General features: G+C 44.6%; 17 protein-coding genes and 1 pseudogene. 5 read left to right on the top strand and 13 right to left on the bottom strand.

The genetic code is table 11. From position 1 onward, the window contains the following. Positions 1 to 41: 41 nt before the first annotated feature. The 9 genes and pseudogenes from EK374_RS20715 to EK374_RS19260 all read right to left on the bottom strand — a co-directional run bounded on the left by EK374_RS20715 (position 42) and on the right by EK374_RS19260 (position 7,577). Positions 42 to 212, bottom strand: a complete 171-nt coding sequence (locus EK374_RS20715) for a hypothetical protein (protein WP_164731917.1) — start codon at positions 210 to 212, stop codon at positions 42 to 44. Beyond that, a complete protein-coding gene (locus tag EK374_RS19300) occupies positions 205 to 1,974 on the bottom strand; it encodes an anti-phage dCTP deaminase (protein WP_127026154.1) in 1,770 nt (589 codons plus the stop codon). The genes EK374_RS20715 and EK374_RS19300 overlap by 8 nt, the downstream gene beginning before the upstream one ends. Positions 1,975 to 2,027: 53 nt before the next feature. Continuing rightward, the gene (locus EK374_RS19295) at positions 2,028 to 2,558 is read right to left on the bottom strand and encodes a HEPN domain-containing protein (RefSeq protein ID WP_127026153.1); all 531 of its coding nucleotides are present in this window, start codon (positions 2,556 to 2,558) and stop codon (positions 2,028 to 2,030) included. A 139-nt stretch (positions 2,559 to 2,697) separates the two neighbouring features. After that, positions 2,698 to 3,180, bottom strand: coding sequence for a hypothetical protein (locus tag EK374_RS19290; RefSeq protein ID WP_127026152.1), 483 nt, complete (start codon positions 3,178 to 3,180; stop codon positions 2,698 to 2,700). An 82-nt stretch (positions 3,181 to 3,262) separates the two neighbouring features. Continuing rightward, entirely contained in the window at positions 3,263 to 3,448 is a 186-nt protein-coding gene (locus EK374_RS19285; RefSeq protein WP_127026151.1) for a hypothetical protein, read from the bottom strand. A 247-nt stretch (positions 3,449 to 3,695) separates the two neighbouring features. Continuing rightward, on the bottom strand, positions 3,696 to 4,535 hold the full coding sequence (locus EK374_RS19280) for a DUF3037 domain-containing protein (RefSeq protein ID WP_127026150.1): 840 nt from the start codon (positions 4,533 to 4,535) through the stop codon (positions 3,696 to 3,698). After that, positions 4,532 to 5,242 (bottom strand): annotated as a pseudogene (locus tag EK374_RS21110) (HipA family kinase). The gene EK374_RS19280 and the pseudogene EK374_RS21110 overlap by 4 nt, the downstream one beginning before the upstream one ends. A 155-nt stretch (positions 5,243 to 5,397) precedes the next feature. Then, entirely contained in the window at positions 5,398 to 5,859 is a 462-nt protein-coding gene (locus tag EK374_RS19265; protein ID WP_127026147.1) for an RDD family protein, read from the bottom strand. A gap of 524 nt (positions 5,860 to 6,383) precedes the next feature. Further along, positions 6,384 to 7,577 carry a hypothetical protein gene (locus EK374_RS19260; protein ID WP_127026146.1) on the bottom strand — a complete coding sequence of 398 codons (1,194 nt, stop codon included), beginning with the start codon at positions 7,575 to 7,577 and terminating at the stop codon, positions 6,384 to 6,386. A 454-nt stretch (positions 7,578 to 8,031) separates the two neighbouring features. On the opposite strand from EK374_RS19260, the gene EK374_RS19255 reads away from it, so the two are divergent. The 5 genes from EK374_RS19255 to EK374_RS19235 all read left to right on the top strand — a co-directional run bounded on the left by EK374_RS19255 (position 8,032) and on the right by EK374_RS19235 (position 10,914). After that, positions 8,032 to 8,643, top strand: a complete 612-nt coding sequence (locus tag EK374_RS19255; RefSeq protein WP_127026145.1) for a nucleotidyltransferase domain-containing protein — start codon at positions 8,032 to 8,034, stop codon at positions 8,641 to 8,643. Between the two features lie 114 nt (positions 8,644 to 8,757). After that, positions 8,758 to 9,021 (top strand): hypothetical protein, encoded by a 264-nt coding sequence (locus EK374_RS20820; protein WP_206099246.1) that lies wholly within the window; start codon positions 8,758 to 8,760, stop codon positions 9,019 to 9,021. Between the two features lie 201 nt (positions 9,022 to 9,222). Continuing rightward, entirely contained in the window at positions 9,223 to 9,870 is a 648-nt protein-coding gene (locus EK374_RS19245; protein WP_127026144.1) for a hypothetical protein, read from the top strand. Further along, on the top strand, positions 9,863 to 10,348 hold the full coding sequence (locus EK374_RS19240; protein WP_127026143.1) for a DUF2269 family protein: 486 nt from the start codon (positions 9,863 to 9,865) through the stop codon (positions 10,346 to 10,348). The genes EK374_RS19245 and EK374_RS19240 overlap by 8 nt, the downstream gene beginning before the upstream one ends. Positions 10,349 to 10,386: 38 nt before the next feature. Beyond that, complete coding sequence (locus tag EK374_RS19235) at positions 10,387 to 10,914, top strand: hypothetical protein (RefSeq protein ID WP_127026142.1); 528 nt, start codon at positions 10,387 to 10,389, stop codon at positions 10,912 to 10,914. A 152-nt stretch (positions 10,915 to 11,066) separates the two neighbouring features. Here EK374_RS19235 and EK374_RS19230 read toward each other — a convergent pair whose 3' ends face one another. The 4 genes from EK374_RS19230 to EK374_RS19215 form a co-directional block, all read right to left on the bottom strand. After that, entirely contained in the window at positions 11,067 to 12,080 is a 1,014-nt protein-coding gene (locus EK374_RS19230) for a hypothetical protein (protein WP_127026141.1), read from the bottom strand. A gap of 16 nt (positions 12,081 to 12,096) precedes the next feature. Then, the gene (locus EK374_RS19225; protein ID WP_127026140.1) at positions 12,097 to 13,485 is read right to left on the bottom strand and encodes a hypothetical protein; all 1,389 of its coding nucleotides are present in this window, start codon (positions 13,483 to 13,485) and stop codon (positions 12,097 to 12,099) included. Positions 13,486 to 13,877: 392 nt separating this feature from the next. Then, on the bottom strand, positions 13,878 to 14,093 hold the full coding sequence (locus EK374_RS19220) for a helix-turn-helix transcriptional regulator (RefSeq protein WP_206099245.1): 216 nt from the start codon (positions 14,091 to 14,093) through the stop codon (positions 13,878 to 13,880). Next, the gene (locus tag EK374_RS19215; RefSeq protein ID WP_127026139.1) at positions 14,093 to 14,584 is read right to left on the bottom strand and encodes a hypothetical protein; all 492 of its coding nucleotides are present in this window, start codon (positions 14,582 to 14,584) and stop codon (positions 14,093 to 14,095) included. Before EK374_RS19215 ends, EK374_RS19220 begins: the two co-directional genes overlap by 1 nt. Between the last annotated feature and the right edge of the window lie 25 nt (positions 14,585 to 14,609).

Here is a 14,609-nt window from a genome sequence, read left to right as displayed (position 1 = left end):
CCCATCAAAAAGGTGGGGTTTGTCATTAATCTGAGCCTGCGTCATGCAGGCTTTAACTCAACTTGAGAGTTAGACTCAGTTTTCGGTTTTGTGTACTCCTGAGCGTGTCCTTCTCGTAAATTCAAAAAAATCTCTTTTTTCCACGATGGCCAACTTAACACTGCTTGGGTTGATTTATTGAGATGCTCTAGGAATTGTTGTTTATCATCCATTTCGGGGTTCCCTATGTTGTGTTATATAACTTTGAACAGATGTTGCTGCGAGCGTTTCTCGTTCTATATAAGATGAAGGTAGCATTTGCATTCGCACATTGGTAGTCCCCTCATCCCAACTAACTGTTTCACCAGCTTTTGTTTTTCTTGTGATTGGGTATCCGCTACCTAGGCTGGTCGAAAATAGGTTGAAAAAGCTGCGAGGACCAACCCCTACAAATGGTTCAAACTTAACTGCATCGGCAGAGTCTGCCTGTGAGATTGAGTCTGAATGAAAGTCAAATGCTTTACTTTTTGGATAAGGCTCCACATACACAACTCGTTTTATACCTGCAGCGATGATGTGTTTTGCACAGTTATGGCATGGAAAAGTCGTGCAGAACAGTTCAGCGTCTTTTGTACTGATATTACTTCTGGCACAAGCTAGTATTGACTCCATTTCTGCATGAACAACTCTGCCATATTCAGTAATATCTTTAATTCTGCTTTTCTCAAGGTATCCTTTGAACGTTTCTCTATCACTTTCTGGAATTTTATCCAAAATATTTTGAATTATGGCTTTCTTTTCTGCTGCATTGGAATCAAACCCTCTTTTGTAATCTCGTCCATCGTCTGAATCTTCTATGCTTGATGTCTCGGCATTATATTCAGGCCAGTAGAGCCCTCCACCATATTTAGGGACGTCATTTGCACCTGTAGAAATAATATTACGATCTTTTGTCATCACGGCACCTACCTGTCTTGACAAATCTGCAGACCGTAGGGAAGAGGAGAAAGCCATAAACATTGCAAACTCCTCAAATGTTGGTGTTACATAAGGTTTTCCAAATACAAGGTCTATAATCCGCCAAATATCATTTTGGAGTTTATCTGCATCTCCATCAAAGTTCACAAAAAAATCAGATAGATGAAATGTGTCTCTTGTATGCTGACCTGAATGTAGTGATTCGTCAGCATCTCGCTCAATAAGTTTTAAAGCATTATTATTTTCTATTCTTTTGTTCTTAGTAAGGTACTCGTGCCTACGTTTCTGATCTGAATAAACACCTATAAGAAAAAAACCATTTGAATAAATTTTTCTTAATGCTTGAACTTCATCGGGATGTTTTAATGAGCTAATGATAAACGCGCTTCTTCTCAACGGCTCTGGTTCTCCATTTTTAGAACGCTGAGTCCTTATCTGGTTTATTTTTGCTGCTGCTGTCAACGCTAGGATACTGTTATCCTCGGCATTTGTTCGAATCTCATTACCTTTTGTCATCAAAGTGTCAATTCGAAGATAGTTATCATTTTGAAATTCGGGCAAATCAGTTAGTTTTGGGATAACGTCCCGAGAAATCTTAATTTCTTCACCGATATATTTAAAAGCTTGAAGTCTCTCAGAGATCACTCTCACAACATTTTCAAGTTCAGTACCAACTGCACCAACTAATCCAATTATTAATTCTGAGTCATTAAAATCATGAGATTGATTATTAAGTTTAGACAAAGCATCTGTGACTTGTAAGGGGGGAGTCTGTACTGTAGTTAATTGATCTTCTTGATAATTATTTAATAGGTCGGATACTTCTTTACTCAGTTGCTCGCATAATACGGATGGTCCTTGAAAATTAATTGTTCCTGTACTCGGATACCAATTCATAATTGCGCCGTTATGGATTCTTAATTGGATCTGATTTTCATTTAGTTTTTTCAAGTTTCCGAGGTCGATAATTTTTTTTAGTTTGTTTTCAAACTCGATATATGTACCTATAAATTTCATATTATTACCTATGCTAATCAACCCAAAAACAGTGTCATACTCTGTACCCCACACTACAAACCAACCCCATCCGTCACTTTGACTAATTCTTTAAAAAACTTAATCGCTTTTTCCACTTCGTCTCGTTTAATTAAATGCGGGACTTTGGGGTCGGCGTTATTACGGCCTTGATGCACAGCATCACCACGTTTACTTAACCAGCTATTGAGTTGGGTGCATGCTATTTTGGGTTGATAGCCGTTCCACACCCAGCTTTCTGTGATATCGCGTTGCAGAAATTCCAAGCTGAGTTGCCTGACTTTTTCAGAATTGGGGTTATTGAGCCGCTTAATGTCCTGATCCAATTTCTTTTGAATATAGTCGCCCGCAAAGCTGCCTTTAAGCACTGAAATCTTTTGGCAGAGTTGTTCGTTTAGCCAGGCTTCAATATAAGTTTCCCATGCCGTCAGCGTCATAATAAGCGCAGCACGTTTCAGTACTTCATTGGTTTGTTGTTCTGGTTTGGGTAGTTTATCGAACAGCACTAGCAGACGCTCGGCGTCGGCGATAGCGGTTTCAAAAGCTTGATAGGAGGTTGATGCCATGACGTCCTTTCCCGGCAACTGCAGCCATCTTTAGTGGCTTGAATAGAACCAAATTAGAACAACTGAAACCAAAGCACAAGTTGTTTTTCGGGACTTGCAAGTGGTGACGACTCACTACTGAGGCGAAGCATTGTTGTTGCTAGTCGAATTTGTAGTCGATAAACCAGCCGTTGGCCAATGCTTTGGTAAACCTGATATCTGTTTTCATATCGCGGTTTTCTTTTAAGTGAATAGCGGGGTTAAAAGGGTAAAGCTGTTCTGGCTGAAATCTGAGCCCCATTTCGTTAGAGTCGCCAGCAAAACCGTATCCCCATACGGGTAAGTACAGGCTGCAGTTTGTATTACCTTCAATGACAATCGAGTCTGAACCTACCTCTTCCAGCAGTGGCTCAAGCTCTTTATAAAGCAATAAAGAATGCTCAGAACTCTCGCCCTTCGTAAAATGCTGCCATCTGATGTTGGTTGTGCTCCATATTTCACAGCCAAGGCGCGATATTTCGTTAAAAATGAAGGCCTTTTCTGCGTACTTTGGCTCAAGCTGAGGAATATCTGGGTCAGAAGAGGGATAGATAAGCCATAATCCAGCGCCCAGTAGTGGTGTCGCTATCCATAGTTTTTTCACGGTACATCCTTATTCTTTATATCAAAACCTGTGTCAGGTTTTACCACGTATATGAGACAAGTCCTCCAATTTTAGGCATACCTCAGGCTCTTTGTTGGACGTCTTGTTTCAACACCAAAACTGCCACATAGCAGAGCCCTATCACAGGTAAAAAAGACAACACAAAGCCTAATAAAGTGGCTAAAGCAGGAGTAGTGGTCTTTCTATTTGCCAGTAATGCACTTATCACACTGACGCCAAGCACCTGTAGTAGATATAAGGTCAACATGTACATAGTTCCTTTAGTTGGCAAAACCGCTGTCAGGTATTGCCCTGTGCCCCGGTGAAATCTGAAGTCGCGGATAAAAAATAGAAGATTTAAAGCGGGAGATCTAAAGGCTAAAAGGCCAAGGAGAACTGAACGGCCATGACTTCCTTTTCCGGCAACTTCTTTATAGTTGTAACTCGTTTCGAACCAAGTTAATTCAGCGCGAATAAAACAGCAAGCTCTTTTTCGGGACGGTTTAACCAAGAGGTTAATGCGCCAGATGAAAACCATCAGCCGTTAAAGCCTGTTTGGCGAAAGCGGTAATAGCTTTGGTGTCGTTATAACGAATGGTATGCAGGCCACACTGAGCAAACTCTTGCTCTACCTCTTTAAAAGCGCCTGCCAGTTTAGTGTTGGTTTGTGTTGGGCCTTGCAATGGCAGCAGTATGTTGTCTTTTTTCAGTACATCGTTTTGCGCTAAACGGTCAAAGCGTCCCAGCCAGGTTTGAGCGTGATCCAGAATTTTTCCGGCATTTTTATGCTGGAATGCCAGAGGGCGGATCACAAAGGTGTCGTTGGTTTTTGCTACCAGTGGGAAGGTTATTTCGTCATAGCGGCCAGCAAGTGCCTGCTTTTTAAAATGAGTCAGCTTTTCAGTTTTCAGCTGCGCTCTGATGGCGCGAACCATTAACTGTTCCTGATATTCTTCGGTTAAAAAAGTACGGTGAACCAGCTGTTCAAATAAATGGTCTGCTAATTCGGCTGGCTTTTTATCCACGTACATAGTGCGAAGGTCTGAGTAACGCACCAGCGTTTCCCTTGGTCGCACCAATTCCTGCATTGCTGCCACCAACTCTTTGGGTAATACAGTGGTGGTGTAGTCTTTAATGCGTTTTAGCTCGTTTTGCACTGTAGTAATAGTGGTTTTGTATAACTTACCTTCAACATCTTCAAAGAAATCGGTCACGCGGGCAAAGCGGGTTGGAGCTAAGCGGAATTCAAAAGCAGCTTGTTCAGGAGCGCACAGCACTATGCCGACGTTGGCGAATTCGCCCGTCTCGGCATGAGGTAAAAACCTTACTATTGCATACTGATATAAAGTCTTCATATCAGAGCCTCCCAAAAATCGTTTGTTCTGAACAATGCCAAAGTGGCTGAAATATGAGCCAGATAATCAGGCTCCTCAGCTAACCATTCTTCCGGCAGACTGGCAGCATACTGGGCTAAACCGTCGAGCGCAATCTCTAGCTTAGGACTGTAATAGTCACGCCAAAGTTGATCGTGCTGCTGGTTAAACCAAAACGGGTAACCCAGGTGTAATGGTGCATTTTGTGCAAAGTTGTAGTTTGGGTCAAAAGCCAGATTATGATCCACCACTACATAACTGTTGGAACGCCCGTCCAGGAATAAGTTCGGATTCCCACCGCTTTGGCCCATAGTTCTGTCTTCGTTTTAGATCCAATAATCAAACAGAAATAAATCTTTTGCGAATTGTGTGGGCAGGTTTTGCTGTGATGAAGGCGAGAGTTCAATCATGCCTTTCACTTGCCTCGAAGCAAAAACTACAGAGTTGCCGTCGCCCAGTATTTGACGCGCTGTATCATGATAAGTCAGTAGCTGTGCAGGTAAGTAAGCGGCATGATGTGCTGGCACATTCAGGCCAAAAGCTTTGCCTAAGAACGCACACACCGCTTCGTTAATTAAACCTTTGGTGGTGGCTTGCGGGCCTTTAATGTAATACAGCTGATCATCAGACAACCGACAAAGCCAGGGTTGTGTGCGGCCCTGAGTTGCCTTCTCCTGCAGTTCTTCCACTTCAAGCAAAGTTAAACCCCGGCAAGTGTCTGCTGTCGCTGTTGAATAAAACCAAGTTAAAACAGCGTTGTGGTAAGTACAAGTTGTTTTTGGGGACTGACTGGAAAAGAGCAAAGCAGGGGTTTTGCTTTGCCTCTTGTCCTTGTCGCGCTGAATTAGCCTTTAAAACCACTGTCATCGACTTGGGGTTTGGCTTGCAGGATCACCACAGTTCCGGCCAGTTTGTCGTGCCAGCCTTGTTTTCTTTTATCAAAGATTACCCACAACAGGCCAATAAAAAACGGAATAGCCGCGACAAAGTAGCCAAAGTAGCGCCAGATATATTGGCTGGTGCTTGGTTTATTGCCGGTACGGGCATCGACAATAATGGCTGACACCAGTTTTTTCCCCGGGGTACTTTGGGTTTTTATCCAGAACAGCACTACAGCTAACGCCGGAAATAGCCAGGACAATAAAAAATCAGCAGGCCCCTGAATCATTTTTTCGCTGTTCCAGTAGGCTTCGCCATAGGCCATATACAGCAGGGGGCCTGTGACAAGAAATATAAGCAGAGAGTCGATCAATGAGGCGCCAAGCCGTGGCCATGAGCCCAGATAGGTAGGTTCTTCGTTTTGCATGAGGTTCCTTGTTAGCAAAATATAGTATTGGGTGTTGCTGTATAAAACCGGCTTTAGGTTTTGCCCTTTGTCCCAATTAAATCTGAAGTCGCGGATAAAAAGCAGAAGGTATGAAGCGGAAGGTCTAAAGGCTGAAACGCCAAAGAGAACTGAACTGCCATGACTTCCTTTTCCGGCAACTTATCGATGGTTGTAACTCGTTTCGAACCAAGGTAAAGCAGCTTTTCAGAAACGGCAAGTTGTTTTTCGGGACTCGCGGCGAATGTCTTGGTGTTGATTTAAAAACAGTTGTTTTGACTTTGTCGCTCGGCTAAACCTGCCTACTTTAACCAATACTCAACACAAAACCATCAGCTGGGGATTTGAGAGCAAAAGAGATGCAAATAGTCCATCCTTACCCCGAATGAACTGCCCAGGATAGGGTGGGGCGCGTCATTGGTGCAAGTCAGGCTCTGTGCGGCAGGGCCAATAATTGCCATTCCTGCCGCGACTTGCTTAACTGATTAAAACATTCGAATGATCAGTTATTTACAGGTTGTTAATTCAAGAAATGTTGTATCAGTACAAGCGCTGGCAGCACCTGTATTTGTACAGGTTCGCACCGTTTTAGATTGCGTACAAAAGCTTGCTGGGCCCTTACCAAAATTATAGGTAGCAGGTGAGCTGATTGGACCCAGGTCTACAAAGCTCAAATCACCTGGTTTTACCTCACGAACTAGTTGTGCAAGGCAGCTGCCAGGGTTTTCAATACGAACTTGTGCCGCACCAAATAAAGTTGATGGTCTAATCCCTTCAATTTTAGAGATATCTGTTCTTAGCTGAAAATGCGGTAAAAGTGTATTGATACTTTTTGTCGTAATATCACCGCTATAAGTTACTTTGTAGTGAATTTGGTTATTCACATCTCCCTCTTTGCACCACAGTCCAAAACCATTACAACTGCTGGCTCTTACTGGTGTGATAAGAGATGTATATTCAATAAATTGTTGCTCAACAGCAACACTCGCCATACCAGAAACTCCGGGCCTGGTTCCTGCCGTAATGGTCAAGCTACCGGCAGAAACACTGCCTTTAGACGGTAATGATGACGTAAAATCTCGCGATGTTTGACGTTCCATCTCGGCTCTGATTGCAGTTCGCATTTCATCTAATAAACGGTTTTTGTTCTGTTCTGAGCTGTAAAGATATGCCGCAGCAGAGTTAAGGCAAGCCTCGCTTACGCCTGATGATGTATTGCTAAAAGCTTCAAAGTGGTTTTTTACTCCACTTTTGGGCAAGGTTGAAGCAGGTGGTGTTGTACTTAATTCGGCAATACTAGTTGTAAATGCTTGATGCAGGTCGTAATAGGTTTGGATAATCTCTAGTTCATCTGCATTGATTGAAAGTGACATAACATAACCGGGTTCTCCCATTTTGAGGTTGTCAGCTTTAACCCGGTACTTAAATGCCTTTTTTGTCAAAGGATTAGCAACAAAGAGATCTTTTGTAGGTGCGTAACAGGTGGCATTATTTTCCCCCTGCTCACTATCTGCAGCACCCGTATCAGGGTTTATCCCTTCCTCACACTGTAATAATGGAGCTTGTAGCGCTGCTATTTGTTGCATTTGCTGTATATCGCAGGAGTCACAGCCAAAAAGTTGTAACTGATTACTGGCACTGACATTCATAGAAAGTAGCGATAAAAAAACTAATAGAAAAACCTTTTTAAGAATTGGCATGTAACATCCTTATAAAACCAGTATCAGGTCTCGCCCTGTGCCCCAGTTAAATCTGAAGTGGTGTTAGAAAAAAACGGTATGAAGCGGGAGATCTAAAGGCTGAAAAGCCAAAAAGAACTGAACTGCCAAACTTCCTTTTCCGGCAACTTCGCTACATACTCTTCGTCCTTGACGCCGCAGCTTTGTTGGCTGCGTTCTTTCGCCCCAATCACATAGTGCATCTATGTTCATGGGGACTCGCTCACTTGCCGCCGCACTGCAACAGCAATGACTTTGGGTAGGGTTGTAACTCGTTTAGAACCAAGGTAAATCACCTTTTTAGAAACGGCAAGCTGTTTTTCGGGACTTTTAGCGAGCTATCCTTGGGGCGGCTGATTACTCAACCACAGACAAATTGACGAGTGAAGCCTAAAAGGCTACATTCGTAGCTTATTTGGCTTCATTTGGTGCTGCTATGTCTGCTCTTACGGATTTGCTTTTTACAGGTTATCGCCGTCAGGTGTTGGGTTTGTTATTGCTGAAACCCGACGAGGCTTGGCATGTGCGCGAAATTGCCCGTTTAACTGACACACAGCCTGGCACTTTGCATAAAGAGCTAACGAAATTGGCACAGGCAGGCATTTTGAAGAAAACACAGCAAGGGAATCAGCTGTGTTATCAGGCCGATACCAGTTGTGTGGTGTATGAGGAGTTGGCCAGTATTCTGCGTAAAACGACTGGTTTGGCTGATGTGTTACGGCAGGCTTTGTTGCCTGTATCCGATCAGCTGAACTTTGCTGCTGTGTTTGGTTCTGTCGCCAGTGGCAAAGCAACGGCCAGCAGTGATATCGACCTGCTGTTGGTGGGTGAACTGAGTTTTGTGGATGCAGTGAAGAGCTTGTATCCAGCACAGCAACAGCTTGGCCGCGAGATCAATCCTAAACTATATTCCGTAGCCGAATGGCAGAAAGCGTTGGCAGAGCAATCCGGTTTTATCCGTGAACTGCTTGCCAATCCGCTACTGATGATCGCTGGAGACAAGGATGACCTTAGACAATCTGATTGGCAAACTGCTGGAACGCATTAACCCAGATAGCGCCGCTATTCAGCGGCTGCGGAAGCTGCGCAACGTAATATCAAGTATTCAGAGCTTGCTGAATTAAGTAATGAAAACCGCTTTGATGCTGCATACAAAGCCATTATGCAACTGTCGAATGCTGCATTGCAGGCCGCAGGGTTTCGAACCCTCACCAGTAAACCCGGCCACCACCAGACCATGTTACAGTCACTGATAAAAACTGTGGGCATAGAGACAGACAGGCTTATCGTTCTGGACGCCTTGCGTAAACAACGTAATGTTGCTGATTATTCTGGCGATCTCGTTGAGGACGCTGCCGTTGCTGAATGCATCAGGCAAGCAAAAGAGTTGTTGGTTTTGACACAAGATTGGTTGCAGCAACGCTGATTTGCCTAACTTCTTTTTTCAGCAACCTGATGATGACTGCTGGTTTATATTCTAAGTGATACAGCACTTTAGCTACGATAATCCGTTTTTAGGGGCTTGCTATCATTGTTTTATCACTCTTGGTGAATGACATTGCTTTAATAGATTTCCGCTGCAAAGCACAGCTAGAATGGCGTGTCGTTTTATCACAAGGACTGTCTGATGCCGAGCCCCCGTTATTTTTACTGCACTCTGGCGATAGCTGTGGTGATTTTTATCGCCTGCTTATTAATGGCTGGACCTATGCGGCCGGGTTTGCCTGTGGTGACTGATTTGCCTGTCCGTTTAGCTTATATTCAAAGTCATTTGGCGGTATGGCAATTGGGCTGGCTGTTTTGGATGGCGGCGGCTTTAAGTTTATTGCTGTTTTGTTGTCTGCTGGCATCTGCTATTCCGCAGAGCCCTGTCCGGCAATTTGGGTTGTTGTTGGTTGCGCTTGGCATAGCGCCCGATCTTGCCGCTGAAACTTTATATGCCTTTGTGTTTCCGGCCATGATAAGTGCCAGCAGTTCGGTCGAGTTACTGCATTTTATTGACCAGTTGGCGATGCACCTGACGGGTTTTCTTGGTAATGGCTTGTATAACATAGGTGGCTTAATTCTGACGCTGTTGTTGCTGCTGCATAAACCCGGCTTAAAACTCTGGATTTTCCCCGGTATTCTGGCTTGGGTGGCAGGGCTTGGTTTATCAATGGCGATAGCGTTACAACAGATGGCACTGGCCGAAGCTTTAACTGCTTTTAGTATGGCGCTTAGTACAGCCTGGTTTGTATTGATTGCTTATAAACTTTGGATAAAAGCCGATGTATAGCCTGCTAAAAGTGATTCATATTGGTTCGCTGATTTTGTGGCTTGGCCCTGCGCTTGGGTCATGGTTGGTACTGCGGTATTTTCAGCAGCAACAGGGCGAAATAAGTAGTGGAACATCGCTGGTGTATAAGGTGTTTTTCCTTACCTTAACGCTAGAGCATCTGGCGCTTTGTACCTTGTTGATGAGCGGTGCATGGATGGCTTTTGGTTATGGCTGGATTGATATGCCATGGTTGCAAAACAAGTTGTTGCTGGTGTTGCTATTGATAGTACCGCTGGAAATTGTCGATATCTGGCTAGGTAACTGGAAAGTGCAACAGCTCATCAAAAAGCGCAGTTTGGGTGAGGCGCTGACCAGCAGGCAACAGAACTTAATTCAGTTTTACCACAAAGGTTTTACTAACCTGGCGTTACTGACATTACCTGTAACTGTGCTGGCTATTATGTGGCTGGCGGTGTCAAAGCAGCCGCTGTGGTAGCTTTGTTCTCTTTTCACGAATAACAGCAGGACTTTTTAATGCAACAAGCCAAATGGCCTGGTATGGCTGCAATGTCTTTATTCTCTATGGCTATGGGTATTTTTTTCCTGTTGTTTTATGACTCACAACTTCAGGCCGAAGACAATTTATTGCAAGCCAGTGGGCAGTTGAGTTGGGTGGAAAAACACCGTTATGATTTGCGTTTTGCTTTAAAAGACCAGCCGCAGATGTTTGCTTATTCTCGTAATTCAGGGGCATCTGATAAGGTGAAAAAAGTGCTGGAGGCTGCAGGTGAAAAGATAGTGTCGCTTCGGTATGAAAATGAAACTCATGGTCCGATTTATTCTGATGACAGATACCACAGTGTGTGGGAAATACAAATTGATCAGCAAGTGGTCAGAACTTACCCTCAAATAAAGGCTGCTATAACAGCGGATGAAAAACTTGTTCCTTGGTTAGGCTGGGGATTTTTTTGTTCAGGTCTTTATTTTGCGCATATTGCCCGAAAATCCTATCGCATCATGAAGCGTAACGCCCAGTACCATCATTTGTTTCCGTGGAGTTAAAGTAAAATCTGTGAAAACTGAAGTTGCATAAGGACGCAGAGGGTGCTCAGCTGGAGATCGCAAGACTGAAACGCCAAACTTCCTTTTAACGCCATAAGTCAGGCTTTGTAGTGCTTCAAAACACTAAAACAAAACCTGACTCAGCTGGGCTTTTATGTTTTCTGTTCTGCTTTTTTAGTTTCTTTCGATTCTTCAGTTGTGGCTTCTTCGTCTTTCGCAACGGCTATTTCTACTTTAACCACAGCTCTGCTGCCGTTTTCGCTGACTACCATAATATTTGCTGTGCCTTGGGCCTTTGGCACAATAGTTAAAGTAGATCCAGTGCAATCAGCCACCAGCGCAATAGCAGGGGAGTCCGAGCTGCATTGCGCCAACTTGGCGCCACGGACCACACTCACCACTTTGGTGTAATAAGTCTGGGCAGCTTCCGTCAGGTTAATTGATGTCTCTGTTGCGGGTGCGAACTGGCTGAGCGGGGTTTCTGTAATGGTAAGCACATTTGTATCCAAAGCAAACAGGCTATATTTGCCTGTCGCTTTGGCCAGGTCTTCTTCGCTCGGCAGAGCTTGTAGTAAGGCGTCTCTCATTACTTTTAACGTCGACATCACGCTGACAAATAAGGCTGCACCTTCAGGAGTGAGTGAATCTGGCACTATGGCCCCGTTTGCACCTGCAGCCGCTTCACTTCTGGCCCTGATGTAGTTAGCGTTAGCTGCCTCTATCAGTTCTAAGCCCTGGGAATAGGCCTTGGCTTTTCCTCCGGCATTAATAATGTTTGCTATATCCGGCGTGAGTGCGCTCAGCCCCGCTAATGTGGTGACCACATCCGGATGCACACCTGTTGAGGCTGAAAATGCTGACGCAAAAGCGGCCAGAATCACCTGCATAGCCGACAGGCCCTCTTCCCATTTACGGCCATGGTCCACACGTTTGCGCATGGTGTCTTCCACCAGATAAGCAAACTTATACACTTTTTGGTCTGTGATGTTGTAGTCAACCTCTGGCAGCCCCTCAATATTTGTATCGTTGTCATCGATTTCCAGCAGATGCAGCGGTGGTGTTGGTTTTACATCCAGCCAACCGGCATCTTTATGATCATAGGTGTTTGAACAGCTTGCCAACGCTAAACTCAGAGTCAGTAGCAGAATTAGTTTTTTGCAGTTCATAACTTGTCCTTATTGCTCAGTAAATGGATAGCGCTTTACGCAGTTGTTGCAGGTGGCTGGGCACACCGGGTTTAGTGCTGGATTTTTCCCAATACCGGGTGTGGCAAAACCCGTTGTAAATATCTTTCCAGGGCAGTTCTATTTCCTGAATAGGCGTATTGCCTATATCTGTCGGAGCTTGAATATCCTCTGGGTTTGTTGCGTTTTGGTAGCTGAAAAGTCGTGATACGGGGCCGGAAATAATATCGCCCTTGTAGAACCTGCTGTGCTGCATATACAAATTGGTCCAGCGGACCGGCGCAAACACGGCGGCGTGATGCAAAAAATACTGACCAGCTTCGCTGTAGTAAAAATGACGGTTGTCGGGCACAGGGGGCGAGGTGGGGTATTCTCTGTCCAGCTTACGTTGCCTGAACTGTTCTTCGTTATCAAACAACAGAAAATCGGCGTAGGTTAACGGGCTGCCTAAAGATATAAAATCAGAAATCAGCCAGTTACCCGCAGGAGCGTCCTGACAGAGCTGTGAAAACAACTGCTGCTGTAAAGTACGGTACTGCTGCTGTTTAAAGTTTGATGTTCCACATTCTGTGGCTAACTGCTGTAATTGGTTAAGTAAAACAATAGATTGTGCCGAAAGCGCTGTGGCTTTGTTGTCATTCTGCGGGTTTTTGAACTTGTTATGTCGTGCCCACAGATGGTTTAGCAGGTCGTAGGAAATAATGCTGCCCAGACTATGGCCTACCAGAATGATGCGATCGTAGTCGCCGGTTTGGTGAATACGTTCCAGCAGATCGATGCCTCCTTCCCGTATTGCTTGCCTGATGCTGATATTTTCAGGTTCTGCCCTTACGTATCTGGCGACATCTCCCAGATATTCGGTCAGCCGCAACTGAACCCAACCCATAAAAAAAACCATGGCGGCTTCTGTACCACCAATAAGCCAAAGCCACCATTGGCTGGCGGGTTCATTGATGTGTTTAAAACAGAGCCCAAAAGTGATCAGTGATATGACAACCAACAGAAAGATCGCCCAGGTGAAATACCACAGGCGCTGAATGCTTTTCGGGTGGTTTTTATACTTCCAGGGCGGACACAGCACTAAGGTTTTGGCCCAATCTGTTACATGTTGCCAGTTGCTGCCAACAGTATGATGCGCCCAATAATATTCGTAAAAATCGATACGGGAGCGCACTGGGGTTTGGTTTGATTTTAGCAGTGGTGTGTCTGTGGTCAGCCTGCGCTGCTCAAATGAATTTGAAACAGTGCTTGGTTTGTTCCAGAACTGAGGGTTTTCCAGGTTATCGTCATCTTTCCAAACCGCTTCGACAAAGTCCCTGATAGTTTGCATTGGTTGTTGTTCACCAATACCGTGTACTACGACCACAGCTTGTTTTTTTGCAGTCATATGATTTCCTAAGGCTGCTCAAACCGATGTTTTGCAGCATATTCCATTGGGTTAATGTTTATGCAAGAGGCTGCCGACTAGCTTGCGTACGGATGAATTATCGAGGAAATACATTGAGGTATTGAACATTGTCCCGAAATTCGCCTGTAAGCATAGATCATAATTTGAGGAACAAGAATAAATTTTGGAAGTATCTTATGGTGGCGAATAGCCTCAGCCAGCACCAACAGAACTGGCTTTTTCTGGTAAGGCATTGGGTGTTAAAGCGCTGAGCTGTGTCTGGTTGCACGGCATCAAAACGCCGGACATTGCGGGCCTGGCGCGCTGCGACAACCCGCTGGATTAATTTACTCTGTAGCTAAGGCTATGGAAGTTTTTCGAAACATTCCCTTTTAACGAAACCCATCAAAGCTGAAAATCTGTTCTACCGGCACTTCAAAATAACGCGCCATTTGCAACGCTATCACCACTGAAGGGGTAAAACGGCTGGTTTCTACTGTGCTGATGGTTTTACGTGATACGCCAATGGCATCGGCCAGTTGCTGCTGCGACAGCCCTCTGGCCGCGCGCAGCTCTGCAATTCTGTTGTACAGGGTTTGCTCTTCCATTAATTCGTTTCCTGCGCTGCTTCATCTTGCTCATCCAGCACGGTGCGCAAACTCAGATAAAAGCTCAGGGTGCCGATGAATACCGACAGCAATAAGAAAGGCTGGAAGGCGATCCACTGTGGGTCACCATGTTTGTTGATTAAATGGGTTGCAGCATACCCCGCAAACGCTATCGTAATCGTTAAGTGAAATGCCAGTGTGGTGGCCCGCTGAAAACGACTGCGTAAATACTCGTCCTGAAAATCACCGCATATTTCCCGGATCCTCCAGCCGTATGACAGCAGTTTGGGGATTTTCCTCACTTTGACCAAAAAATAAATCAGAGAGAGAAAAATGCCAAAACCGAATACATCGCTGAGCGTACTCATTTGAAACCAAAATAAACTGATGTCTCTGAGCAGTTGAAAGCCAGTGATCAGCGCAACAAAGAGTGCACCAAAAAGAGACGCTTTCACACAATTTTCCTGATCTTCGATAGTCCACGTAGCCATAATAAGTGTTCCTTTTTTATTAAGT

It is taken from the genome of Rheinheimera mangrovi, assembly GCF_003990335.1.
In the GTDB taxonomy this organism is placed as follows: domain Bacteria; phylum Pseudomonadota; class Gammaproteobacteria; order Enterobacterales; family Alteromonadaceae; genus Pararheinheimera; species Pararheinheimera mangrovi.
Note: the sequence above shows the minus strand (reverse complement) of the source record. Positions and strands in the feature narration are given on the sequence as shown.

What these genes read in the sequence shown, in the direction of transcription:
- EK374_RS19215 (WP_127026139.1), bottom strand. Translation starts at nt 14,584, where the DNA reads ATGGCTACGTGGACTATCGAAGATCAGGAAAATTGTGTGAAAGCGTCT.
- EK374_RS19295 (WP_127026153.1), bottom strand. Translation starts at nt 2,558, where the DNA reads ATGGCATCAACCTCCTATCAAGCTTTTGAAACCGCTATCGCCGACGCC.
- EK374_RS19240 (WP_127026143.1), top strand. Translation starts at nt 9,863, where the DNA reads ATGTATAGCCTGCTAAAAGTGATTCATATTGGTTCGCTGATTTTGTGG.
- EK374_RS20820 (WP_206099246.1), top strand. Translation starts at nt 8,758, where the DNA reads ATGCAACTGTCGAATGCTGCATTGCAGGCCGCAGGGTTTCGAACCCTC.
- EK374_RS19245 (WP_127026144.1), top strand. Translation starts at nt 9,223, where the DNA reads ATGCCGAGCCCCCGTTATTTTTACTGCACTCTGGCGATAGCTGTGGTG.
- EK374_RS19235 (WP_127026142.1), top strand. Translation starts at nt 10,387, where the DNA reads ATGCAACAAGCCAAATGGCCTGGTATGGCTGCAATGTCTTTATTCTCT.
- EK374_RS19255 (WP_127026145.1), top strand. Translation starts at nt 8,032, where the DNA reads ATGTCTGCTCTTACGGATTTGCTTTTTACAGGTTATCGCCGTCAGGTG.
- EK374_RS19230 (WP_127026141.1), bottom strand. Translation starts at nt 12,080, where the DNA reads ATGAACTGCAAAAAACTAATTCTGCTACTGACTCTGAGTTTAGCGTTG.
- EK374_RS19260 (WP_127026146.1), bottom strand. Translation starts at nt 7,577, where the DNA reads ATGCCAATTCTTAAAAAGGTTTTTCTATTAGTTTTTTTATCGCTACTT.
- EK374_RS19300 (WP_127026154.1), bottom strand. Translation starts at nt 1,974, where the DNA reads ATGAAATTTATAGGTACATATATCGAGTTTGAAAACAAACTAAAAAAA.
- EK374_RS19280 (WP_127026150.1), bottom strand. Translation starts at nt 4,535, where the DNA reads ATGAAGACTTTATATCAGTATGCAATAGTAAGGTTTTTACCTCATGCC.
- EK374_RS19220 (WP_206099245.1), bottom strand. Translation starts at nt 14,093, where the DNA reads ATGGAAGAGCAAACCCTGTACAACAGAATTGCAGAGCTGCGCGCGGCC.
- EK374_RS19265 (WP_127026147.1), bottom strand. Translation starts at nt 5,859, where the DNA reads ATGCAAAACGAAGAACCTACCTATCTGGGCTCATGGCCACGGCTTGGC.
- EK374_RS19285 (WP_127026151.1), bottom strand. Translation starts at nt 3,448, where the DNA reads ATGTTGACCTTATATCTACTACAGGTGCTTGGCGTCAGTGTGATAAGT.
- EK374_RS19225 (WP_127026140.1), bottom strand. Translation starts at nt 13,485, where the DNA reads ATGACTGCAAAAAAACAAGCTGTGGTCGTAGTACACGGTATTGGTGAA.
- EK374_RS20715 (WP_164731917.1), bottom strand. Translation starts at nt 212, where the DNA reads ATGGATGATAAACAACAATTCCTAGAGCATCTCAATAAATCAACCCAA.